The organism is Stenotrophomonas sp. AGC87, from assembly GCF_057333975.1.
The window spans coordinates 134,915-158,661 of record NZ_JBHFHW010000040.1 but is presented as its reverse complement, the minus strand read 5'-3'; the positions used below and the strand labels follow the sequence as shown (position 1 = coordinate 158,661).

Sequence of the window (23,747 nt, the reverse complement as noted above, 5' to 3'; positions counted from 1 at the left end):
GCCATGAGCCGGGACGATGACAGGCATGACGCCGCCCACCAAGCACTGCGACGGGTGCGCCGCGAAGGCCGCTGGTGGTGGTTGCAGGCGCGCCATGCCCGGCGCATCTGGCGCTGGGCGCTGCTGGTGGCCGTGCTGCTGTTCGTCAGCCTGGCCCTGTTGCGCCGGCCGCTGGCCAACTGGTTCTGGAACGAACCGCAGATCGAGCAGCTGCTCGACCAGGGCGATCACGCGCTGGCCGCGGGCCGGTTGAGTGCGGCAGATGGCAGTGGCGCACGTGAATCCTTCCAGGCCGCGCTGGCGCTGGACAACGACCGCTTGCAGGCACGCAGCGGTCTGGCACGCACCGGCCAGGCTGCCCTGCAGCAGGCGCGGGATGCGCTGGACCGGGGCGATGCACCGGCGGCGACCGCCGCGCTTGCGCTGGCCCGCGAACTGCAGGTGCCGCAGCGCGACGCCGATGCGGTGGCGCAGCAGTTGCAGGCACACGACCAGGCACGTGCGGGAATCGGGGCGTTGCTTGGGCGCGCCGAAGCGGCCCTGCGGGCGCAGCGGCTCGAGGGCAGCCCCGACAGCGCACTGCCGCTGTTCCAGCAGGTGCTGGCGCTGTCCCCCAACCAGGTGCGCGCGCTGGAGGGGCGCGAGGATGCGCTGTCCGATCTCCTCCAGCAGGCGCGCACGGCGGCCGGACGCGGCGATGTGGCCAGGGCTGCGGCGCTGGTGCGCAGCGCGCGTGGCTTCGATGCCGGGCATGTCGATCTGCCGGCCACCCAGGAGGCGCTGAACAACGCGCTGGAGCGACGCCAGCGCGAAGGCGACACCGCGTTGCGCCGGCAGAAACTGGACGCCGCGGCGGAGGCGTTCGCTGCGGTGCTTTCGGCGCTGCCCGACGATCCTGCCGCGCGCCGTGGCCAGCTGCAGGTCGCCGATGCGCAGCTCACGCGTGCGACGCGGCTGGCCGGCAACTTCCGCTTCGAAGACGCAGCCCGGGCGCTTGACGTGGCCCAATCGCTGGGCGCGTCCACGCGTTCGCTGGAGACGGCCCGCCATGTGATCGAGCAGGCGCAGCGCTCCCAGGCGGCACTGAAGACTCCGGCGGTGCCGAGGGCGCAGCGCGAACGCACACTGCAGCGTCTGCTCACGCGCCTGGAGGAGGCGGAGGGCCGTGGCAACTTCCTGGACCCGCCCGGACGCAGTGCTTACGACGCCCTGCGCGAGGCCCAGGGCGTCGCGCCGCAGGACCCGCGGGTGCGTGCCGCTGCGCAGCGTCTGCTGCCCGCAAGCCGGCAGTGCTTCGAAGATCGCCTGCGCGAGAACCGCGTGTTGGCTGCGGGGGCGTGTCTGGACGCCTGGCAGACGCTGTCGACCAATGATGCCGCCCAGGCAGCCGCGCGACGGCGGCTGGCACAGCGCTGGCTGGCCATCGGCAGCGAGCGCCTGGGCTCGGGTGACATCGCTTACGCGCAGCAGGCGCTGGAGCAGGCGCGGCGCTGGCAACCGGACTTGCCGGAATTGCCGGCCTTCGCCGAGCGCCTGCGCAGCGCCGGCGGTGGCTCGGGTACTTAATCCAGGAATACCCGCTGCACGGTGGCGCGGGCCGCATCCAGCGAGAAATGATCCACGATGTTCTGCAGCCCGGCGGTCGAGAGCCGGCGCCACAGGGCCTCGTCCTGGTAAAGCCGCACCACGGCCTGCGCGAATGCCTCGGCATCATCGGCCACCAGCACATCCTCGCCATCGCGCAGGTGCATGCCTTCCACGCCACAGGTCGTGGCGACCACCGGCTGCCCATGCGCCATGCTGAGATTCACCTTGCCTTTCACGCCGGCACCGAAGCGCAGCGGCGCGACGGCGATGCGGATGCCATCCATGTAGGGCACGACATCCGGCACGAACCCGTGGATCTCCACGCCCGGCTGGGTCGCAGCCAGCGCGCGCAGGGTGTCGGGCACGGCCGCGCCGATGCAGTGGAAACGGATGTCGGGCAGCTGTGCACGGATGCGCGCGAAGACGTCACCGATGAACCACTGCATGGCATCCAGGTTCGGCGGATGACGGAAGCCGCCGACGAACACCAGATCGCGCCGCTCGGCCCAGTCAGGACCGGCGCCAGCAACCTCGTGCAGATTGGAGATCAGTTCCACGGTGGCGCCCGGGGCATCGACGCGCAGCTGCTCGCGCTCGGCAGCGCTGACCAGCACAGTCACATCAACCTCTTCCATCACCGCCAGCTCGCGTGCGCGGGTGCGCTCGGCATTGCGCAGCAGCCCGGCATCCCCGGCGATCTCCGCTCCACGGCGTTCGCGCAGGTAATGCAGATCGACGGTATCGAAGACGGTGCGGGCCTGAGGCGCAAAGCTGCGCAGCAGCGGCAGGCATTCGTGGGCGACGTGGTAGCGGACCATCATCACCACATCGAAGCGGGCGCCGTTGGCGCGCAGCCACGGCGCCACACCGTCCAGATAGGGGGCGTACCAGACCTCCACACCCAGCGCCTGCAGCGCCTCGGTTGCGGCGCCGCCGTGCTCGCGCCGGGTCGGCACGAACACCACGTGGACCCCCGCTTCGAGCAGCATGCGGATCAGGTTGTACTGGCGCAGCGAGGCCGAGTCGCGGTCCGGCTGCGGCACCTCTTCATCCAGGATCAGGACCTGGCGCTGGGCACGGTGCAGCAGGGCTGGCGAGGGAACGCTGCCGACGGCGGGCTGCGCCTGCAGTGCGCCAGCCCACTTTGCCGCGAACACACCGCGGTTGCGGACCTGGTAGGCCTTGATCCCGCTGCCGGTATCGGTGCCGTTGCTGGTGCCCTCGTCATGCACCACGCGGCTGGCCGGTTGTACCAATACGCGGTGGCCGCTGGCGCGCACCGCGAAGGCCAGGTCGGTGTCTTCGTAATACGCCGGCTTGTAGCGCAGATCGAAGCCGCCGATCTGCTCCCACAGGGCGCGCGGGATCATCAGCGCGGCGCCGGAGCAGTAGTCGGCATCGCGCAGCGCGCTGTAGCGCGGGTCTTCAGGTGATTCGAAACGGCCGTAGCTCCAGCCGCTGCCATCCTGGAAGATCACCCCGCCCGACTCCTGCAGGCGGCCGTCGGGGTAGAGCAGCTGTGAACCGACCAGGCCGGCGCGCGGCACCCGGGCGAAGGTGGCGAGCAGGGCATCCAGCCAGCCCGGCTGCGGCACGGTGTCATTGTTGAGCAGCACCACGTACTGGCCACGCGAACGTGCGACGCCTTCGTTGCAGGCCTCGATGAAGCCGCCGTTGCTCGCGCGCACTTCATAGCGCAGGCCGCGGATCTGCGGCATCCAGATGATCGTCTCGTCGCTGCTGCCGTCGTCCACGACCAGGATCTCGCAGGCGACCTGCGGCGGATGCGCGGCCAGTGACCGCAGGCAGGCCAAGGTATGCGCAGCGTGGTTGTAGACCGGAATGATGATGCTGACCACCGGGCGCTCGCTGGCAGGCACGGTGAACGGCGCGAATGCTGTGGCCTCCGGCAGGTACAGGGGCGCCCCGCGTGGGGCCGGCACGGCCTGGGTATGGACCCGGATGCGCTGCCAGGTGGCACGCCAGCCCCGGGTGCGCAGACTGGCCAGACTGCGACGGAACAGGCCGAGCATGCGGTTCAGGAAATAGCGAGCATCGGCCAAGGACATCGACATCCCGTTGCAACTCCAGCTTAAGCGGGGGAACCCGGGAGAACGCGCCGCTCGCAGTGGCTGCGTTAGACTCGCCGGAATCCATATTCTCGCATCCCCGTGCCCCGACGCTACGATTCCGACGACATCGACGAGTTCGAAGACGACACCGAAAGCCGCGGCCCGCTGTGGCGGCGCCGGTTGATCACCTGGAGCATGGCGGCTGTCGCGCTGGGGCTGGGCTTCCTGATCCCCTATACGGTGTACCTGAATCAACAGGTCACCCAGCGCTTCGGTGAGCTGCGCTGGCAGATTCCCACGCGTGTCTATGCGCGCCCGCTGCCGCTGGCGCCCGGCGTGGCGATGGATGCGGCCACGCTCAAGACCGAGCTGGCGGCCTCGGCCTACCGTGATGACGGGATCGGCAAATCACCGGCTACGTACACGCAGGAGGGGGGGCGTTTCGTCATCTCCAGCCGTGGCTACAACGACGTTGACGGCCGGGTCGCCCCGCGCCGCGTCGAGCTGAGCCTGTCCGGCGGGTCGATCGCTTCGCTGCGTGACCCCGACACCCGCAAGGCGCTGAAGGCCGCGCGCCTGGATCCGGCCCGTATCGCCACGCTGTACGGCCAGAAGCAGGAAGAGCGCCGGCTGGTGCGGATCGAAGAGACCCCCGAGCTGCTGGTCACCGGCCTGCAGGCGGTGGAGGACAAGGACTTCAACCGGCATCACGGCATCGACCTGAGCGGCATCGCCCGCGCGATCTGGGTGACCGTGCGTTCTGGTGGCCAGAGCCGCCAGGGCGCCTCGACCCTGACCCAGCAGCTGGCCCGCAGCGGCCTGCTCGGGATCGGCAAAGAGCAGACCGTCACCCGCAAGTTCAATGAGGTGCTGTACGCGCTGATCATGGAAGCGCGCTACGACAAGCGCACCATCCTGGAGGCCTACCTCAACCAGGTCTACCTGGGCCAGCGTGGCAGCCAGGCCATCCACGGTATGTCCTCGGGCGCGGAGTTCTGGTTCGGGCGTGATCTGGCCTCGCTCAATACCGAGCACGTCGCGCTGCTGATCGGCCTGGTCAAGGGCCCGTCGTATTACGATCCGCGCCGCAATCCCGAGCGCGCGCTGGACCGGCGCAACTTCGTGCTGGGCAAGCTGCGCGAAGCCAACCTGATCGATGATGCCGAGTACAAACGCGCGGTCGATGCGCCGCTGGGCGTGCCCAAGACGCCGGGCCTGATCGCGGCCAACCGTTTCCCGGCGTATGTCGATCTGGTCCGTCGCCAGCTTGGCCACGATTACCCCGAGTCGGTGCTGCAGGGCGCTGGGCTGAGCGTGATGACCGGCATGGCGCCCTCGGCGCAGGCCTATGCCGAAGGTGCGGTCACCAAGACGATCAAATCACTGGAAAGCAAGCGCCGTCCCGCGTTGCAGGCCGGCCTGGTGCTGACCGACGTGCACAACGGTGATGTGCTGGCCGTCGTCGGCAGCCGTGACGTGTCCGAACCGGGCTTCAACCGGGCCATCGAGGCGCAGCGCCCGGTCGGCTCGCTGCTCAAGCCGTTCGTGTATCTGCTGGCGCTGGCGCAGCCGGACCGCTACTCGCTGTCCAGCTGGGTCGATGATTCGCCGGTGACGGTGCAACTCAGCCGCGGGAAGCAGTGGTCGCCCGGCAATGCGGACAACCGCAGCCACGGTACGGTCCGCCTGATCGATGCGCTGGCCCATTCCTACAACCAGGCCACGGTCCGGGTGGGCATGCAGGTCGGCCCGGAGCGGGTCACGCAGTTGATCCATGTTCTGGCCGGCATCAAGGCCGAGCCCAATCCCGCGGTGATCCTGGGCTCCACGGATCAAAGCCCGTATGCGATGGCCCAGCTGTATCAGTTCCTGGCCTCCGGGGGCGAGATCCAGCCGCTGCACGCGGTGCGTGGCGTGCTCGATCCGCAGGGCAAGTTGATGAAGCGCTACGACAAGACCCCGGCGCCGGCGCAGGAAGGTGACTCGATTGCCGCCAACCTGATCAGCATCGGTCTGCAGCAGGTCGTGGCCAGCGGTACCGCGCAGCGCCTCAACGCCGACGGCCTGGGCCGCCTGCAGCCGGCGGGCAAGACCGGCACCACCAACGACGGCCGCGACAGCTGGTACGCCGGCTACACCGGTGACCATCTGGCCGTGATCTGGATGGGCAACGATCAGAATGAACAAGCCGGGCTGTATGGCGCGACCGGGTCGATGCGGGTCTGGTCGGGCATTTTCCAGCGCCTGCCCAGTTCGCCGCTGAAGGTCAACAACAAGGGCCTGGACTGGCAGTACGTGGAGGCCAGCGGCACGGCCACCACCGATGAAGCCTGCCCGGGCGCGCGTCGCTTCCCGTTCGTGGTCGGCTACACCCCGGCCTATGTACCGTGCACCGCGCCGAGCGCGTTGCCGGAAGGCGAGGGCGGCGAACAGAGTGAAGGCGGTGGCTGGCGCAGCTGGTTCGGCCTGGAGAAAAAGCCCGAGCCCGCCCCCGAACCGGCGCAGAATGCACCGGCCGCCACCCCCGCGCGTCAACCCTGATCGAGGCCTGCCTGCATGACCACCCGTTTCCTGATCCGTTCCGCGTCGCTGGCCACGCTGTGTCTTGCTTTGGCTGCCTGCGTCACTCCGCCACCGGCGGTGAAGGCCCCGGTCGACACCACCACGCCGGCCCAGCGCCTGGCCGCCGTGGATGCCGCCGCGGGCAATGACGATAAAGAGCTGGCCGTGCAGCCGCTGCGCGACAGCGAGGTGGAAGACCTGCGCCAGGCCGCGCATGCCCGTCGCCAGGCCAACGATCTGACCGGCGCTGCGGCGGCGCTGGATCAGGCGCTGGCGATCATGGCCTCGGACCCGTCGGTGCTGCAGGACCGTGCCGAGATCGCCCTGCTGCAGGGCGACTGGGCAGCGGCGGAAACGTTCGCCCGCAAGTCGGTCGAGCTGGGCTCCAAGACCGGCCCGCTGTGCCGTCGCCATTGGGCGACGATCGAACAGTCACGTCTGGCCCGTGGTGAGAAAGAAAACGCAGCCTCGGCGCATGCCCAGCTGGACGGCTGCACGGTACCGGGGATCATGCGCTACTGAGGTGGGTGATGCAGTCGGATGCGTGACGGCGTAGCGCCGGGCATCGGTCGACACCCTTTATCATGGCGTCATGTCCCAACTTGCCCACGCCAGCCGCGATGCCCTCAGTGAGGGCGGTGCGCTCGCCAGCCAGCTCGATGCCTTCGTTCCGCGCCCGGCCCAGCTGCGCCTGACCGCGGCGATCGCCGAAGCGTTCGACCAGCGCGACGTGCTGCTGGCCGAGGCCGGCACCGGCACCGGCAAGACCTATGCCTACCTGGTGCCCGCGCTGCTGTCCGGGTTGAAGACCATCATCTCCACCGGCACCCGCGCGCTGCAGGATCAGCTGTATCACCGCGATCTGCCGCGCGTACGGGCTGCGCTCGGTGTGGGCCACAGCAGTGCGCTGCTGAAGGGCCGCGCCAACTATCTGTGCCGCTATCGGCTGCAGCAGGCCCGGGGCGAACCCCGTTTCAGTTCCACTGAGCAGGTCGCGCAGTTCCAGCGCATCCTGGCCTGGTCCGGGCGCACGAAGTACGGCGACATGGCCGAGCTGGAGGCCTTGCCGGAGGACTCGCCGCTGTACCCGATGGTGACCTCCACCGTCGATAACTGCCTGGGCACCGAGTGCCCCTTCTGGGATGACTGCTTCGTCGTGCAGGCACGGCAGCGGGCGCAGGCGGCCGACGTGGTGGTGGTCAACCACCACCTGCTGCTGGCCGATCTGGCGCTCAAGCAGGAAGGCTTTGGCGAGATCCTGCCGGGCGCGCAGGCGTTCGTGATCGACGAGGCCCACCAGCTGCCCGAACTGGCGGCCAACTTCTTCGGCGAAGGCTTCGGCATGCGCCCGTGGCAGGAGCTGGCACGCGACTGCCTGGCCGAGAGCCGCAGCGTAGCCGGTGCGCAGGCGGCCCTGCAGGAGCCGGCGGCCGCATTGGAGCAGACCCTGCGCGACCTGCGCGTGGCGATGGATGGCCTGCCGCCACGCGGCACCCAGTGGCGCGCGCTGACCGTGCCGCAGGTGCGTGATGGCTTTGATGCCGCGATGAGCACGCTGGTGCAGCTGCGTGATGCGCTGGCCGGGGTGCGCGAGGCGTCACCCGGTCTGGATGCCTGCCATGCGCGCGCCATGGAAGCGGTCTCGCGGTTGTCGCGCTGGCTGGGCGAGGATGCGCCGATGCTGGATTTCGACACCGATCCGGACGAAGCGCCGCCGCCAGCGGAAGTGCTCTGGTATGAACTGACACCACGCGGTTTCCGCTGCCAGCGCACGCCGATGGATGTGTCCGGTCCGCTGCGCGAGCATCGCCAGCGCTCGATGGCGGCCTGGGTATTCACCTCGGCCACGCTGACCGTGGACGGTGGTTTCGAGCATATTTCCCAGCGGCTGGGCCTGGATGATCCGGTCAGCCTGCTGCAGCCCAGCCCGTTCGACTGGGCCCAACAGGCGCTGTGCTATCTGCCGACCGATCTGCCCGATCCGGCCGCGCGCGGCTTCGGCACCGCGTTGATCCGCGCGCTGACGCCGGTACTGGAGGCCTCGCACGGCCGTGCGTTCCTGCTGTTCGCCTCGCACCGCGCACTGCGCGAAGCGGCCGAGGCCCTGCGCGATGCACCGTGGCCGCTGTTCGTGCAGGGCGAGGCGCCGCGCGCGACCCTGCTGCAGCGCTTCCGTGAATCGGGCAACGGCGTCCTGCTGGGCTCGGCCAGTTTCCGCGAAGGCGTGGACGTGGTGGGCGATGCGCTCAGCGTGGTGGTGATCGACAAGCTGCCCTTCGCCGCCCCGGACGATCCGGTGTTCGAAGCGCGGCTGGATGCGATCCGCCGCGACGGTGGCAACCCGTTCCGCGATGAGCAGCTGCCGCAGGCGGTGATCGCGCTCAAGCAGGGCGTTGGCCGCCTGATCCGCAGCGAGACCGATCGCGGCGTACTGGTGCTGTGCGATCCGCGCCTGCTCAGCCGCGGCTATGGCCGGATCTTCCTGGATTCACTGCCGCCGTTCCGGCGCACCCGTTCGCTGACCGATGTGCAGGCCTTCTTTGCGCCACAATGGCCCGTCGCTGACTCCATACCTGCAGCTGCGCCTGCATCCGCGCAGCCAGCACAACGTCTGCAGTCTGCCGATGACTTTCCCACTTCCCTGTTCTGACCGCCATGAAACTGCTCGCCTTTGAAACCGCCACCGAAGCCTGTTCCGTTGCCCTGTATGTGGATGGGCAGGTCAGCGAGCGCTTCGAGATCGCCCCGCGCCGCCACGCCGAACTGAGCCTGCCCTGGGCCGAGGCGCTGCTGGCCGAGGCGGGGGTGGCCCGTTCACAGCTGGATGCGATCGCGTTGGGGCGGGGGCCGGGCGCGTTCACCGGGGTGCGGCTGGCGATCGCCATCGCCCAGGGGATCGCCCTGGCGCTGGACCGCCCGCTGATCGCGGTCTCCACCCTGCAGGCGCTGGCGCTGCGTGCGCCGGCCGAAGCCGATCATGTACTGGCCAGTATCGACGCGCGCATGGGCGAGGTCTATGCCGCACGCCACATCCGCGTGGACGGGCAGTGGCAGCTGCAGGGCGAGGAGAGCGTGTGCGCGCCGGAGCAGGTCGTGTTGCCTGAGGGCACGCGCTGGTTCGGCGTGGGGACTGGCTTCGGCGCGGCCGAGGGCGTGCTGGCAACGCGGTTGGCCGATCAACTGACCGGCGTGGACGCGTTGGCGCTGCCGCGTGCCTCGGACGTGCTGGCCTTGGCGGTACCCGCATTCCAGCGCGGCGAAGGTGTGGCGCCCGAGCGGGTGGAGCCGGCGTATCTGCGCAACAACGTGGCACTGACCCTGGTTGAACAGCAGGCGGCGCGGGCGGCGAAGCAGGCGGCCTCGTAACGCAGGCGGCCTCGTAGCGCCCAGCTGCGCATCGCATCGTAAGCCCCAGCCACCCTGGCGTGGCACTACCTGCGCGGCGTTCTCGTAGCGCCACGCCATGCGTGGCTGGACCCTGCGCGCGATCCGCACACGATCCGCGCGCGATCAGCGGTCGTCGCGCAGCTCGCCGCCGGGCAGGAACACCCAGGTGCGGGTCACCTGCAGGATGTCGATCGCATCCTCGGTCTTGGGCAGTGGCGGGAACGGCTGGGCAAGCGTGATCACGCGCAGCGCGGTTTCATCCAGCAGCGGTGTACCGCTGGACTGCAGGATGCGGGCACTTTCGACGGTGCCATCGCGGCGCACACCGACGGTGATCACCACCTGGCCGCCGAGCCGACGGGCGCGGGCCTCATCGGGGTAATTCAGATTGCCGACGCGCTCGGCGCGGTCGACCCACGCGCGCAGATAGTTGGCATAGGCGTATTCGCGGGTGCTGGCCGAGACGAACTTGCGGTTCGGGCGTTTGGCGTACTGCGCCGAGCGCAGGTGCACTTCGGCGGCCAGCCGTGCCATCTCCACATCGCGCTGCTCGCGGGCCGTCATCGGTGCATCCGGGCGGGGGTGCTCGGGCAGCGGCTGTGGCTGCGCCTCGGCGATGGTGTCGGCGCCATTGCGGCTGTTGATCACGCGGGTCTGCGGCGGCGGCACGCTGGCCGCCTCCTGGCGCTGCTGCGGCACCGGCGACAGCCCGGCCTGCGCCTGCGGCACGATCCCGGCCTGGTTGTCGCGCGGGCGCTGCGCCTTGTCGTGGTCGCCGCCGCCCTGCTGATTGGCCTGGGCCAGGAAATCGGCCTGCTTGGGCGTCAGCGGGGTCTGGGTCTGGCTGAAGATCACATCCAGGGTCGGCACCAGTGGCGCGTTGTCGCTCACCGCAAAGCCCACCCCGAGCAGCAGCAGCGCGTGTACGAGCACGGACAGCGTCAGGGTCGCGCCCAGCCGCTGGGATTCGCGCGCCTGCCACGTCGGGGCCGGGACGACGCTGGCACTCATCGCGGCAGGCCGGCCTCGATCGCATCGAACAGGGTGCCGGCGATGTTCAGTCCGAACTGCGCGTCCAGCTCGCGCACGCAGGTCGGGCTGGTGACGTTCACTTCGGTCAGGTAATCGCCGATCACATCCAGGCCGACGAAGCGCATGCCGCGCCGCTTCATCTCCGGCCCGACCTGGGCGGCGATCCAGCGGTCGCGCTCGCTCAGCGGGCGGCCTTCGCCGCGGCCACCGGCCGCCAGGTTGCCGCGGAACTCATCGCCCTGCGGAATCCGCGCCAGGCAGTAGTCCACCGGCTCGCCATCGACCAGCAGGATGCGCTTGTCGCCGGCGGTGATGTCCGGGATGAATTTCTGCGCCAGGGCCAGCGTGCGCTCGCCATCGGTCAGGGTTTCCAGGATCACATTGAGGTTGGGATCACCGGTGCCGCTGCGGAAGATCGAGCGCCCGCCCATGCCGTCCAGCGGCTTGAGCACCGCCTGGCCATGTTCGAGCACGAAGGCCTTCAGGTCCGCATTGCGGCGGCTGACCAGGGTCGGCGGGCAGCACTGCGGGAACAGCAGGGCGGCCAGCTTCTCGTTGTAGTCGCGCAGGCCCTGCGGGTCGTTGACCACCATCGCACCGGCCTGCTGGGCGACGCTGAGCACGTGGGTGTCGTAGATGAATTCGGCATCCACCGGCGGGTCCTTGCGCATCAGCACCACCTGGGCGGGGCCGAACACGGTCTGGCTGAACTCGCCCAGGGTGAACCAGTCGTTCTTGTCCTCGCGCACCTGCAGCGGGGCGGTGCGGGCGATGGCCTGGCCGTCGCGCAGGGCCAGCCCGCCGGGGCTGACGTAGTGCAGGGCATGGCCGCGGCGCTGGGCTTCCAGCAGCATCGCGAAGGTGGTGTCCTTGGCAATCTTGATATGGGCGATGGGGTCCATCACCACAATGACATTCAACGGCATGGTCGCAACCTGGCGGGCAGGCCGATGATGGTAGCGACAATGGGTCCGCAATGCCTGCCCGGGGGCGCGGAACGCAGTGTCCGGCCGGGCGGGCGCCGCCCCGGATTTGCGCAAACGGCCCGGGCCGGGCGCCCGCCGGGCCGCTGGCGCCGGGGCCGCGGTGGGTGCGCTTGAAGCGCGCGCCGGTATTGGGATATAGATACGCTTTCGCAGCGACGCCGGGGATCAGGCAAGCGTCGCGCGCTTGGGGAAAGGTAATGACTGAATACATGGCTGCGGGTGGGGAACTCGCAGGGCTGCGCGTGATGGTCATCGATGATTCGAAGACCATCCGCAGAACCGCGGAAACCCTGCTGAAGCGGGAAGGCTGCGAAGTGGTGACCGCGACCGATGGGTTCGAGGCGTTGGCCAAGATCGCCGATCAACAGCCGCAGATCATCTTCGTGGACATCATGATGCCGCGGCTGGACGGGTATCAGACCTGTGCGCTGATCAAGGGCAACCAGCTGTTCAAGTCCACGCCGGTGATCATGCTGTCCTCCAAGGACGGCCTGTTCGACAAGGCGCGCGGCCGCATCGTCGGCTCGGAGCAGTACCTGACCAAGCCATTCACGCGTGAAGAACTGCTGGGTGCCATCCGCACATACGTCAACGCCTGACCAGGGGGGAAAGGCACAATGGCTCGAATCGTACTGATCGAGGATTCACCGACCGACCGTGCGGTGTTCACGCAGTGGTTGACCAAGGCCGGTCATGAAGTCCTGGAAGCGGACAACGCCGAGGACGGGCTCAAGCTCGTGCGCGAGCAGTCGCCGCAGCTGGTGCTGATGGACGTGGTCCTGCCGGGCATGAGTGGCTTCCAGGCTACCCGTGCGATGGCGCGCGACGCGGCCATCAAGCACATCCCGGTGGTCATCGTCAGCACCAAGGCGATGGAAACCGACAAGGCGTGGGGGCTGCGCCAGGGGGCGGCCGACTACATCGTCAAGCCGCCGCGCGAGGAGGAACTGATCGCGCGGATCAACCAGTTGGTGGTCTGATGCGTTCTCCTTTCGACATCCTCCAGGCCTACGAGCGGCGCAGCCTGGCCCATGCGGTGCAGCTGCCCGAGCGGCAGTTCTCGCAGGACCTGTGGCGAGGCGTCGGCTATCGCGTGGGCAAGCGCCGGCTGGTCTCGGATTTCCGCGAAGTGGTGGAAATCGTGCCGATGCCGCCGATCACCCCGGTGCCGGGCGCACAGCCGTGGCTGCTGGGCGTGGGCAACCTGCGCGGCAACCTGTTTCCGGTGGTGGACCTGAAGTTCTTCCTGGAAGGCGAGCGCACCGTGCAGCAGGAGGGTCAGCGCGTGCTGATCATGCGCCAGGCCGGCGGCGACGTGGCATTGACCATCGATGAACTGTTCGGCCAGCGCAGTTTCGAGCTGGACCAGGACATTGTCGCCGGCGATCTGGCCACCGGCCGCTATGCACACTTCATCGACCGTGCGTTCCACGGCGATGGCCATGACTGGGGCGTGTTCTCGCTGTCGCTGCTGTCGCGTACCCCCGAATTCAGGCAGGCCGCGGCCTGACCGCAGGCGCCTGTCTCTCCGTATTGAAGATCGAGGTTGAACGATGAGTACTGCTTCGGAATCCGCCAAGGCCGGCAAGCTCGGCTCGGTGGGCACCAATTTCTGGCTCGGCCTGCTGGCCGTGTCGATGATCGTGTTCGGCGTCAACACCGGCGTGGCGACCTGGCAGGGCAGTCGCCTGGCCAGTGCGAGCACCGATGCGGCGAACCTGCAGGTGCTCTCGCAGCAGCTGGCCAACCAGGGCCGTGAGGCGGTCTCGGGCAACGCGCAGGCGTTCACCGCGTTCAAGCTGACCAAGAGCGACATCGAAAGTACCGTCAGTGGCCTGCAGGGCCGCTACGGCACCGAGACCAATGTCGCCGGGCCGCTGAACACGCTGATCCAGACCTGGGAGCCGCTCGGCAAGAGCGCCGGCCAGCTGGTCGCCAGCGAACCGGCCGTGCTGGCCCTGGCCGGCAACGCGAACAACTTCGTCAACGGCGTGCCCGCACTGCAGGCGCAGCTGAACGAAGTGGTCCGCGCGATGTCGGCCAGTGGCGCGCCGTCCTCGCAGGTCTACAACGCCCTGCAGCAGGTCGTGGTGGTTGGCTCGATGGCCCGCCGCGTGACGGAAATGCGCGCCGGTGGTGCCAATGCGGCTGCCGCGGGCGATGCGCTGGCCCGCGACTCGGTGGTCTTCACCCAGGTGCTCGACGCGCTGCGCAACGGCAACGAGGAACTGGGCATCGCCGCGGTCCGCAACGGTCCGGCGCTGGCCGCGCTGGAGCAGTCGCAGAAGCAGTGGGACACCATGAAGCAGGATGCCGACGCAATCCTGGCCAGCTCGCGCCAGCTGTTTGCCGCGCAGTCCTCGGCCGCGGCCCTCACGGGCGGTTCGGCGGACATGCTGCGCGACAGCAAGAAGCTGTTCGAAGCCTTCTCTTCGTTCGGTTCGCTGCGCGATACCCGCCTGTTCCCCAACTTCTGGCTGGGCGTGGCGTCTGGTGCGCTCTCGCTGATCGCCATCGTCGGCTTCGTCGGCAGCACGGTGCGCAGCCGCTCGCGCGAACAGGAACTGCGGTACCAGACCCAGGTGGAATACAACAGCCGCAACCAGCAGGCCATCATGCGGCTGCTGGACGAAATCAGCTCGCTGGGTGAAGGCGACCTGACGGTGAAGGCCTCGGTGACCGAGGACATGACCGGCGCCATCGCCGACGCCATCAACTACGCCGTGGATGAGTTGCGCCACCTGGTGACCACCATCAACGACACCTCGGCCAAGGTGGCCGTGTCGACCCAGGAAACCCAGGCTACCGCGATGCAGCTGGCTGAAGCGGCGGGCCACCAGGCCAACCAGATCACCTCGGCCTCCGACCGTATCGGCGAAATCGCCTCGAGCATCGAGCAGGTGTCGCGCAACTCGGCCGAGTCGGCCGACGTGGCGCAGCGCTCGGTGATCATCGCCGCCGAAGGTGCCGGCGTGGTGCGCGAAACGATCCAGGGCATGGACCAGATCCGCGACCAGATCCAGGAAACCTCCAAGCGCATCAAGCGCCTGGGCGAGTCCTCGCAGGAAATCGGCTCGATCGTGGAACTGATCAACGACATTTCCGAGCAGACCAACATCCTGGCGTTGAACGCCGCGGTGCAGGCGGCTTCGGCCGGTGAGGCCGGTCGCGGTTTTGCGGTGGTGGCCGACGAAGTGCAGCGGCTGGCAGAGCGCACCTCCGGTGCGACCCGACGGATCGAAAACCTGGTGCAGGCCATTCAGGCCGATACCAACGAGGCGGTAAGCTCGATGGAGCAGACCACCGCCGAAGTGGTCTCCGGTGCACGCCTGGCCGAAGACGCCGGTACCGCGCTGACCGAAATCGAGCGCGTTTCCAACGCGTTGAACAACCTCATCAAGAACATCTCGATCGCTGCCCAGCAGCAGTCGGCCGCGGCATCGGACATCACCCGCACCATGGGCGTGATCCGTCAGATTACCGGCCAGACCTCGCAGGGCGCGGGACAGACCGCCGAGTCGATCGGCCACCTGGCACAGCTGGCGGCCGACCTGCGCCGCTCGGTCGCCGACTTCAAGCTGCCGGCGTGAGCCGCGGGCAGGGCGGAGAGGGAAGGAACAAGCAGATGATGCATCGCGAGAAATCACCGCACGCCATGTGCGCCGAGCTGCCGGGAGACCTGGCATGAGCACGCTGCGCGATGCCATGAGCCACGCTGCGCTGGGCTGGGTCAAGCCGGAGCTGGATGAGACCCTGCGCCAGGTGCGCAACGAGGTCGAGTACTACGTGGAAGACCCTGCCGATGGCAGCCGGATGCGCTTCTGCGCCGGCTACCTGCACCAGGTGCAGGGCACCCTGCGCATGGTCGAGCTGTATGCCCCGGCGATGGTGGCCGAGGAGCTGGAGCAGTTGGCCAATGCGATCGGCGCCGGTGAGGTGCCCGATCGTGATGAAGCCTGCGCCACGCTGATGCGTGGCAGCGTGCTGCTGCCCGATTATCTGGAGCGCCTGCAGAACGGTCACCGCGATATTCCGATCGTGCTGCTGCCGCTGCTCAATGACATCCGCTCGGCGCGCGCCGCACCGGGCATCAATGAAAGCGTGCTGTTCGCCTTCGCGCCGGACAGCGCGAGCGCCACCGAAGCCGAGCTGGATCATGCGCGCGGCAGCCTGAGCGGGCGCAACCGTGAGCTGCTCGATACGGTTGGCAACGCGGTCAAGGAAGAGCTGCTGCGCATCAAGGATGCGCTGGACCTGCACCTGCGTACCGGCGGCGAGCCGGTGCATCTGCAGACCCAGGTCAACGAGCTGGGCGCGGTGGCCGATACGCTGGGCATGATGGGCCTGGGCGTGGCCCGCGGCGTGGTCGTACAGCAGCGCGACGCGCTGCGCGAAGTGGTCGAGGGCGTGCAGCAGATCGATGAAACGCTGCTGCTGGATATCGCCGGCGCGCTGCTTTACGTGGATGCCTCGCTGGATGACCAGGTCGCCCATCTGGGCGCCGGCGGCAGTGGCGAAGACGATCCGAGCGCGGTGGAGAACCGGCGCACGGTGGAGGTGCTGGCGCATGAGGCCATCGCCAACTTCGCTGCGGCGCGGGAGCATTTCGTCGCCTTCATCGAAACCAACTGGAACCACCAGCAGCTGCAGGAAGTACCGCGCCTGCTCGGCGAGGTCGCCGGTGCGCTGCGCATGTTGGATCTATCGGTTCCGGCCGATTACCTGCAGGGCGTGCGCCAGTACATCGCTGTTGAGCTGCTCGGCAAGCAGCGCGTGCCCAGCGGGCGCCAGCTGGACACCCTGGCCGACGCCATGGCCAGCCTGGAGTATTACCTCGAGGCCCTGCGCGAACGTCGCCCGGGCCGTGATGAAATTCTGGACATCACCCGCAGCAGCCTGGAAACCCTGCGTTACTGGCCGCTGCCGGCTGCCAACCAGCCGACCCCCGATACCGGGCCGGAGTCATTGCCGGTCGCGGCCGAACCCATCGAGCTCACGCCGTGGGACGCGCCTGCGCCCGAGCCGATCCAGCTCGGCGTCACCGCCGACATCCCGCGCCCGGCCAACCTGCCGCCGCCGCTGCCGGACTTCACCTTCGATCCGCCGCCGGCGATCACTGCCCCGGTGCCGACGGCACCCGTGGCGCTGGTGTTCGACGCGTCCACCGCCCCGGTCGCCGCCGATGCGCCGCAGTGGACGCTGGCCAGCCATGACGATGTGGACGAACTGCCTACGTTTGCCCATTTCGATCCGGTCATTGCCGAAGTGCCCGCCGGCGCCGGGTGGGACGTCGCGCCGCTGTCCTCCGTGCACGCCGATGCTGCGCACGACGCGGTGGATGTGGCGACGTCGGCGCGTGCGCCCGAGGTTTCGGACGTCTCGCTGGAGATGCCGGCCTTCGTGGCCACGGGCGCCGGGTTCGATCCGGTGGCCGCCGAGCACGAGATGCTGGAGCTGAGCGACGAGCCGATCGAATTCACCTTCGATGAGGACCTGCGCAACGCCGACGACGTGCTGTCGCTTCACATCGATGACAGCGACAACGACAACGACAACGACAACGACACCGACAACGACACCGATAGCGATGGCGTTGCCGCGCAGACAGTCGCTTCCAGCCCGTTCGCGCAGAGCGCGGTGGATGTGGAAGCCCTGCCGACGTTCCTGCAGGAGATTCCGGTGGCCTCGGCGGACGACAGTGTCGCCGCGCCGACCGATGCGTTCATCGATGGCACCGACACGGTGCCGCAGGCCGCGGCAGATGCCGCGCTGCCGCCGCCGGCAGTGCAGGATGCGGTCATCCGCCGTATCGAGCTGGACGACGAATCCACCCGCTTCCTGGCCGAACTGGACGCCGCCGCCGCGCAGTTCCGCCCGGAAGGCACCGACATCGGTACCGCGCCGGCCGCGCCTGCACCGGCGAGCCCGGCAGTGGCCGTGCCGGCCGACGACACCAGTATCGAGGCCGGCTTCGAGGACGATGGCGAGAACATCGATCAGGACATCCGCGAGGTCTTCATTGAAGAGTTCGACGAAGAACTTGTGAACCTGGGCAACCTGCTCCCGGCCTGGCGCATCGCGCCGGACAACCTGGACCGCTTGCGCCCGATCCGCCGCGTGTTCCATACCCTCAAGGGCAGTGGCCGGCTGGTCGGTGCGCGTACCCTGGGCGAGTTCAGCTGGAAGATCGAGGGCATGCTCAACCGCGTGCTCGACGGCAGCCGTCCGGCCTCGCCGGCCGTGGTCGCCCTGGTCGGCCAGGCCTACGAGGTGCTGCCGCAGCTCAATGCCGCGCTGCGCGATGGCAGCCGTGTCACCGCCGATCTGCAGGCCATGCAGGCCATTGCCGATCGCGTGGCCGCCGGCGAAGAGACCTTCCATGTGCCCCTGCAGCGTGTGGCTGCAGCCCCCGTGGCGACGGCCGTGGACAGTGGGACGACTGACGCTGCGCCGGTGATCGAGAGCACACCGGCCAATATCGACAGTGTGCTGCGCGAGATCCTGGAAGCCGAGGTCGAGGTGCATCAGGCGACGCTGCAGGCGTGGCTGGATGCCGCCGCCGATGCGCCGAAGCCGGTGACCGACGGGCTGCTGCGCGCCGTGCACACCATGAACGGCGCCTTCGCCATGACCGACGTGCCGGAGATCACGGCGGTCACCGGTGCGGCGGAAAGCTACATCAAGCGTTCCCTGGCTGCCGATGCACTGCCCAGCGCGGCAGGCATGGACGCGCTCGCCGAGACCTCCGTCGCGATCACCACCACCATGGCGGCACTGCAGGACGAGGCGCCGCGGGTGCCCGTGCAGAACGCGTTGGCGGCCCGCCTGGTTGCCCTGGCCGATACGTTGCCGGAAGCGCGCTGGCCGGCATTGGTCGAGGACGATCTGGACCTGGTGGACGACGAACCGTCCGCCGAGGCGACTGAAGCGGCAGATGCGGAAGCATTCAACGAAGCGACGGCAGCAGATGCGCACGCCACTACGGTGACCGACGAGCAGCAGGCCGAGATCGATGCCGATGGCCTGAGCGTGATCGAGGCCGGTCGCACGGTCGCTGAGGCCCGCGACGACGATGCCACCATCGCCATGGAGCTGACCGGCACGGACGACCTGTCCGCCTACTTCGATGCCGAGCTGCCGGACTCCGCGCGCGCCGCAGATGCGCCGCCGTCGCCGGATATCGCAGCCGAGGACGCGGATCTGGCGTCTGTGCATGCCGGCCTGGAAGCGGTCGAGCTGACCTCGGCCGAGGATCTCTCGCGCTACTTCGATCATCTCGCCGAGCCGGTCACGTCGGAACGTCCCGTCGACTTCGGCGCTGAAACCGCCTCGGACTCCGACACGGACACGGACACGGACACGGACATCAGGGCCGAAGCCGAAGGCGTCGCAGACGCCGCGACCGACACCCGGTCCGGCTCGGAAGCGGCGGGCGTCGCCGACGGTCCGGCCGCTGATGTCGATGCCCATGCCGTTGAGGAGGGCAACGCCTACGCGGTCGCCGTCGATGACGCGGCCAACGACAGCTGGCGCGACACCGATCCGGACAGCGACGAAGACGCGCTGGCTGAGGTCCTGCCGCCGCCGCCGGCCTTTGGCGAGGTGGTGGACGCCCAACAGGCGGTGGATGACGGTTTGACCGTCGTCGATGCGCCGGATGCCTCCGATACCGGCGTGCTCGGTCTGGATGCCACGGATGAGAACACCGGCGAAGCCGATGCGTTCGCCGAGGCGACCGAGACGACGGTGCCCGATGTCTCCGCCGACGCTGCCACCCCGGCGCACTTCTTCGAACTGGAGGACGCACCCGCTGCAACCTTCACGAACGCCGCGGAAGCCGATGATCGCCGCCCGGTGGCGTCCACCGACAGCGACGACCTCGCGCCGGGCGATGCGCTCGATTTCACCCAGCTCGACCAGGAGCTGGTCGATATCTTCGTGGAAGAGGGCAAGGACCTGCTCGACCACTGCGATGGCCTGATCAGCGAGCTGCGTGCCGCGCCCCAGGACCGCGACGTGATCGCCGGTCTGCAGCGCGACCTGCATACCCTCAAGGGTGGCGCGCGCATGGCCGGGATCAACCCGATCGGCGATCTTGGCCACGGCATTGAATCGCTGCTGGAAGCCGTCGCGGCCAACCGCACCGATATCGACCGCAGCGACGTGCACCTGCTGGAGCGCGGGTTCGATCGCCTGCACCAGTTGCTGACCCGGACCGGCCAGCACCGTACCGTGGCGATGCCCGATGACCTGATCGCCGCGTTCGAGCAGCGTACCCAGGGCCGTGTCGAGCCTGAGCCGGTCGAGACCGCCCATGACACGCTGCCGTCCGGTGATGCCAAAGTCGAGGCTGCCATCGCCGCGCTTGTCGCGGCGCCACTGTCGGCACCGGTCCCGCTGGAAACCGTCAGCGAGGACGATGGTCTGCCGCGGCCGCAGCAGGAACAGGTGCGCGTGCGCGCCGATCTGCTCGACCGCCTGGTCAACCACGCCGGTGAAGTGGCGATCTACCGTTCGCGTCTGGAACAGCAGCTCGGTGCCTTCCGGGGCGCCATGGGCGAACTGGACCGCACCAATGCCCGTCTGCGCGATCAGCTGCGCCGCCTTGATCTGGAAACCGAAGCGCAGATCGTGGCGCGCTATCAGCGTGAGCAGGACCAGGCCGATCACACATTCGACCCGCTGGAACTGGACCGCTTCTCCACGCTGCAGCAGCTCAGCCGCGCGCTGAACGAATCGGCGGCCGATCTGGGCGGTCTGCAGGGCGTGCTGGACGACCTCTCGCGCCAGTACGACGTGCTGCTGCAACAGCAGTCGCGCGTCAGTTCGGAGCTTCAGGACGGCCTGATGCGCGCGCGCATGGTGCCGTTCGATGGTCTCGTGCCGCGTCTGCGCCGGGTCGTGCGCCAGGCGGGCCAGGACACCGGCAAGCAGGTTCACGTCACCCTCGAAGGGACCCACGGCGAACTGGATCGCAACGTGCTCGACCGCATGGTCGCGCCGTTGGAACACATGCTGCGCAACTCGGTGGCGCATGGCCTGGAAACCCCGGAACAGCGCCGGGCCGCGGGCAAGCCGGAGGAGGGCGAAATCGCCATCCGCCTGCGCCGCGAAGGCTCGGAAATCGTGCTGGAAGTGGCCGACGATGGCGCCGGGCTGGACCGCGAGGCGATCCGTCGCCGCGCCGAACAGCGCGGTCTGATCGCCGCCGATGCCGTGCTCGGCGATGCCGAACTGGATGCGATGATCTTCTCGCCCGGCTTCAGCACCGCCGACCAGGTCAGCCAGCTGGCCGGCCGTGGCGTGGGCATGGACGTGGTCCACAACGAAGTGCGCCAGCTGGGCGGTTCGGTGGACATCCACTCGGTCAGCGGCCAGGGCGTTACCTTCACCCTGCGCCTGCCGCAGACGTTGGCGGTCACCCAGGCGGTGTTCGTGCAGATCGGCGAGACCACCTTTGCGGTGCCGGTGGCCTCGGTCAGTGGTATCGGCCGGATCTCGCGCGAGCGCTTTGAAACCGCCAACGGCGGCTACCACTACGGTGGCGAAGAATTCGCGTTGCACGATCTGGGCACGCTGATCGGCCAGGCACAGGCCCGCGCCGAAGGCCAGGCCCAGGTGCCGCTGCTGCTGGTCCGCGCCGGCGACCTGCGCGTGGCCGTGGCGATCGACCAGGTGCTGGGCAACCGCGAAATCGTGGTCAAGCCGGTCGGCCTGCAGATCGCCTCGGTGCCGGGCATCTACGGTGCCACGATCACCGGCGATGGCCGCGTGGTGGTGATCCTGGACGTGGCCCCGCTGGTGCGCCGCTACCTGGCCAACCCGCACAAGCCGATCACCGCCGCAGCCAAGGTCAGTGATCGCGATGTACCACTGGTGATGGTGGTCGACGATTCGCTGACCATGCGCAAGGTCACCGGCCGCATCCTGGAGCGCCACAACTTCGAGGTCACGGTCGCCCGTGACGGTATCGAAGCACTGGAGCGTCTGGATGAGCGCGTCCCCGACCTGATGCTGCTGGATATCGAAATGCCGCGCATGGACGGTTACGAGCTGGCCAGCGTCATGCGCGCCGACCCGCGCTACCAGGGGGTGCCGATCGTGATGATCACCTCGCGCAGCGGCGACAAGCACCGTCAACGCGCCTTTGAACTCGGTGTCCAGCGCTACCTGGGCAAGCCGTACCAGGAACTGGATCTGATGCGCAACGTGTATGACCTGCTGGGGATCGCCCGTGCACGCGAGTGATGCCCATCCCCTGTTGACGGTGGCCCTGCTGGCCCGTTCCGGCCCGGCACGCGACCGCCTGCGCGAAGCACTCGGCCATGCCGGGGCCCGCGTGGTCCTGGAGGACGACCCCAACACGCTCGACCTGCAGGTCCTGCGTGATGCCGATCCCGGTGCGGTCCTGATCGCGCTGGAACCGGCAATCGAAGACGCCCTGGAGCGGCTGGATCCGGTGCTGGGTTCGCCGTCACTGACCCTGATCTTCGACGAAGCCGAGCTGGCTGCGCGGCGCGATGGCTGGGAAGCGCAGCGCTGGGCACGGCATCTGGTGGCCAAGCTGCACGGCCATCAGGACGTGCTGCCGCCGGGTTCGGAACAGGACCAGCGGCTGCAGCCCGAACCGGGCCTGCCGGTCACCCCGGCGCAGCTGCATGCCGACGCACCGCTGGCGTTCCATCTGCGCGAAGCCGAGGATGCGGCCGCCGAGGTGCCGGCCGATGGTCTGTACCAGGCGCCGGCGGAATTGCACGAGCCGGTGTCGCTGGAAGAGGCGCTGGCTGCGCTGCAGCCGGTGGCCCCTGATCCGATCGCACCGGCGATTCCGCCGATTCCGGCCTCGGCACCGCCCGCTGCGGCCGCCGCTGTATCGATCGGCGATCACAGCCGTTGGTCGCTGGTGGAGGACGACGGTGCTGTCGCTGCGTCCCCGTCGATCAGCGACACGGCGCCGGCACCGGAGCGCTTCGACATCGAACGTCTGTCGCTGGTCGAGCTCGAACCCGAGGCCGGTTCCGCCGGTGGCTGCGCGGGCGCGGTGTTGGTCCTGGCTGGTATCGGCGGGCCGGATGCGCTGCGTCGCCTGCTGGCCGCGCTGCCCGAATCGCTGAGCACCGCGGTTCTGGTGCATATGCGCCTGGACGGCGGCCGCTACGGCAATCTGGTCAAGCAGATGGCGCGGGTGTCCGCACTGCCGGTGCTGCTGGCCGAGGACGCCCAGCCCGTTGAAGCCGGCCAGGCCTACATCCTGCCCGACGACATCGGCATCGCCATGCGACAGGGCAGCCTGCAGTTCATTGCCGACACCGACGGCATCCAGATCGAGGCATTGCCGGCCGCACAGAGCGGCGTGGTCATGCTCAGCGGCGCGGACGCCGCCCAGGTGGACGCCGTGCTCGCCCTGGCCGCCGCCGGCGCCTGGGTGGCCGGTCAGATCGGCGAAGGCTGCTATGACCCGACCGCAGCCAGTGCGGTGGTTGCTGCCGGGCAGGACGCCGGGGAACCGCCGCAGTTGGCCGCCACCATCGCCGAACGCTGGGGCGTGGACGCCTGAGTGGCGCCGACGCACCTTTGAAGGAAGACCCATGAGCTACGCCAGCAACGACGAAATCCGCGGTGTCCTGATCCAGGCCGGGCACGAACGCGTGCTGCTGCCCAACGCCACCGTGGCCGAAATGATGTCCAAGGTGCCGGTCGAAACCGTTCCCGATGCGCCGGCCTGGCTGGTCGGGCAGATCGCCTGGCACGGCTGGGACGTGCCGCTGCTGTCCTTCGCCCGGTTGTCCGGGCAGGGTGACGAGCCGGTGGTGGCCAACAACAAGGTTGTCGTGCTCAAAGCGCTGGGCGGCAATCCGCGCCGGCCCTACTTCGCGCTGCTGACCCAGACCTTCCCGCAGCTGATCGCGGTGCCGCGCGACGGCCTGTTGGCCGACGCCTCCGAGGAAACCCTGCCGCAGGGCGTGCACATGCGCGTCCTGCTGGGCGAGCAGAGCGCGCTCCTGCCGGACCTGGACGCGCTGGAAGCGGCGCTGGACGAATCCTTCCCGGTCGCGGGGTGATGTAATAACGGGGACGGGGGTAGTTAATCGGCACGATTAATAACGGGGACGGGGGGGGG

General features: G+C 68.7%; 15 protein-coding genes. 12 read left to right on the top strand and 3 right to left on the bottom strand.

All coding sequences use genetic code 11. The features are described 5' to 3' along the window. The first annotated feature begins 3 nt into the window (after positions 1-3). Entirely contained in the window at positions 4-1,566 is a 1,563-nt protein-coding gene (locus ACE026_RS16730; RefSeq protein WP_486039973.1) for a hypothetical protein, read from the top strand. Here ACE026_RS16730 and ACE026_RS16725 read toward each other — a convergent pair. Beyond that, positions 1,563-3,662, bottom strand: coding sequence for a glycosyltransferase (locus ACE026_RS16725; protein ID WP_486039972.1), 2,100 nt, complete (start codon positions 3,660-3,662; stop codon positions 1,563-1,565). The two genes, ACE026_RS16730 and ACE026_RS16725, sit on opposite strands and share 4 nt — an antisense overlap. 96 nt (positions 3,663-3,758) lie before the next feature. On the opposite strand from ACE026_RS16725, the gene mrcB reads away from it, so the two are divergent. The 4 genes from mrcB (at position 3,759) to tsaB (ending at position 9,587) form a co-directional block, all read left to right on the top strand. Beyond that, positions 3,759-6,200 (top strand): penicillin-binding protein 1B, encoded by a 2,442-nt coding sequence (gene mrcB / locus ACE026_RS16720; protein WP_486039971.1) that lies wholly within the window; start codon positions 3,759-3,761, stop codon positions 6,198-6,200. A 15-nt stretch (positions 6,201-6,215) separates the two neighbouring features. Beyond that, the gene (locus ACE026_RS16715) at positions 6,216-6,743 is read left to right on the top strand and encodes a hypothetical protein (protein ID WP_346468729.1); all 528 of its coding nucleotides are present in this window, start codon (positions 6,216-6,218) and stop codon (positions 6,741-6,743) included. A 70-nt stretch (positions 6,744-6,813) separates the two neighbouring features. After that, a complete protein-coding gene (yoaA, locus tag ACE026_RS16710; RefSeq protein WP_486039970.1) occupies positions 6,814-8,871 on the top strand; it encodes a DNA repair helicase YoaA in 2,058 nt (685 codons plus the stop codon). A gap of 5 nt (positions 8,872-8,876) precedes the next feature. Then, positions 8,877-9,587 (top strand): tRNA (adenosine(37)-N6)-threonylcarbamoyltransferase complex dimerization subunit type 1 TsaB, encoded by a 711-nt coding sequence (gene tsaB / locus ACE026_RS16705; RefSeq protein WP_486039969.1) that lies wholly within the window; start codon positions 8,877-8,879, stop codon positions 9,585-9,587. A 144-nt stretch (positions 9,588-9,731) separates the two neighbouring features. Here tsaB and ACE026_RS16700 read toward each other — a convergent pair whose 3' ends face one another. Together ACE026_RS16700 and gshB are read right to left on the bottom strand one after the other, a co-directional pair. Continuing rightward, on the bottom strand, positions 9,732-10,619 hold the full coding sequence (locus ACE026_RS16700) for an energy transducer TonB family protein (RefSeq protein ID WP_486039968.1): 888 nt from the start codon (positions 10,617-10,619) through the stop codon (positions 9,732-9,734). After that, positions 10,616-11,566: a glutathione synthase gene (gene gshB / locus ACE026_RS16695; RefSeq protein ID WP_486039966.1), complete on the bottom strand. Its 951-nt coding sequence runs from the start codon at positions 11,564-11,566 to the stop codon at positions 10,616-10,618. Before gshB ends, ACE026_RS16700 begins: the two co-directional genes overlap by 4 nt. Positions 11,567-11,823: 257 nt before the next feature. Here gshB and pilG point away from each other — a divergent pair, with 257 nt between their 5' ends. The 7 genes from pilG to ACE026_RS16660 all read left to right on the top strand — a co-directional run bounded on the left by pilG (position 11,824) and on the right by ACE026_RS16660 (position 23,688). Beyond that, positions 11,824-12,225, top strand: a complete 402-nt coding sequence (pilG, locus tag ACE026_RS16690; RefSeq protein WP_121039045.1) for a twitching motility response regulator PilG — start codon at positions 11,824-11,826, stop codon at positions 12,223-12,225. Positions 12,226-12,243: 18 nt separating this feature from the next. Further along, positions 12,244-12,606, top strand: coding sequence for a response regulator (locus tag ACE026_RS16685; RefSeq protein ID WP_123730426.1), 363 nt, complete (start codon positions 12,244-12,246; stop codon positions 12,604-12,606). After that, positions 12,606-13,136, top strand: a complete 531-nt coding sequence (locus ACE026_RS16680; protein WP_088432919.1) for a chemotaxis protein CheW — start codon at positions 12,606-12,608, stop codon at positions 13,134-13,136. Before ACE026_RS16685 ends, ACE026_RS16680 begins: the two co-directional genes overlap by 1 nt. Positions 13,137-13,179: 43 nt before the next feature. Further along, complete coding sequence (locus ACE026_RS16675) at positions 13,180-15,216, top strand: methyl-accepting chemotaxis protein (RefSeq protein WP_486039965.1); 2,037 nt, start codon at positions 13,180-13,182, stop codon at positions 15,214-15,216. A 94-nt stretch (positions 15,217-15,310) separates the two neighbouring features. Further along, positions 15,311-21,874, top strand: coding sequence for an Hpt domain-containing protein (locus ACE026_RS16670; RefSeq protein ID WP_486039964.1), 6,564 nt, complete (start codon positions 15,311-15,313; stop codon positions 21,872-21,874). Then, positions 21,861-23,183, top strand: a complete 1,323-nt coding sequence (locus ACE026_RS16665) for a chemotaxis protein CheB (RefSeq protein ID WP_486039963.1) — start codon at positions 21,861-21,863, stop codon at positions 23,181-23,183. The genes ACE026_RS16670 and ACE026_RS16665 overlap by 14 nt, the downstream gene beginning before the upstream one ends. 31 nt (positions 23,184-23,214) lie before the next feature. After that, positions 23,215-23,688 (top strand): chemotaxis protein CheW, encoded by a 474-nt coding sequence (locus ACE026_RS16660; RefSeq protein ID WP_121039036.1) that lies wholly within the window; start codon positions 23,215-23,217, stop codon positions 23,686-23,688. Positions 23,689-23,747 lie beyond the last annotated feature (59 nt).

Coding starts and splice junctions, on each gene's coding strand:
- ACE026_RS16730 (WP_486039973.1), top strand. CDS start 4: ATGAGCCGGGACGATGACAGGCATGACGCCGCCCACCAAGCACTGCGA.
- ACE026_RS16725 (WP_486039972.1), bottom strand. CDS start 3,662: ATGTCGATGTCCTTGGCCGATGCTCGCTATTTCCTGAACCGCATGCTC.
- ACE026_RS16715 (WP_346468729.1), top strand. CDS start 6,216: ATGACCACCCGTTTCCTGATCCGTTCCGCGTCGCTGGCCACGCTGTGT.
- yoaA (WP_486039970.1), top strand. CDS start 6,814: ATGTCCCAACTTGCCCACGCCAGCCGCGATGCCCTCAGTGAGGGCGGT.
- tsaB (WP_486039969.1), top strand. CDS start 8,877: ATGAAACTGCTCGCCTTTGAAACCGCCACCGAAGCCTGTTCCGTTGCC.
- ACE026_RS16700 (WP_486039968.1), bottom strand. CDS start 10,619: ATGAGTGCCAGCGTCGTCCCGGCCCCGACGTGGCAGGCGCGCGAATCC.
- gshB (WP_486039966.1), bottom strand. CDS start 11,566: ATGCCGTTGAATGTCATTGTGGTGATGGACCCCATCGCCCATATCAAG.
- pilG (WP_121039045.1), top strand. CDS start 11,824: ATGACTGAATACATGGCTGCGGGTGGGGAACTCGCAGGGCTGCGCGTG.
- ACE026_RS16685 (WP_123730426.1), top strand. CDS start 12,244: ATGGCTCGAATCGTACTGATCGAGGATTCACCGACCGACCGTGCGGTG.
- ACE026_RS16680 (WP_088432919.1), top strand. CDS start 12,606: ATGCGTTCTCCTTTCGACATCCTCCAGGCCTACGAGCGGCGCAGCCTG.
- ACE026_RS16675 (WP_486039965.1), top strand. CDS start 13,180: ATGAGTACTGCTTCGGAATCCGCCAAGGCCGGCAAGCTCGGCTCGGTG.
- ACE026_RS16670 (WP_486039964.1), top strand. CDS start 15,311: ATGAGCACGCTGCGCGATGCCATGAGCCACGCTGCGCTGGGCTGGGTC.
- ACE026_RS16660 (WP_121039036.1), top strand. CDS start 23,215: ATGAGCTACGCCAGCAACGACGAAATCCGCGGTGTCCTGATCCAGGCC.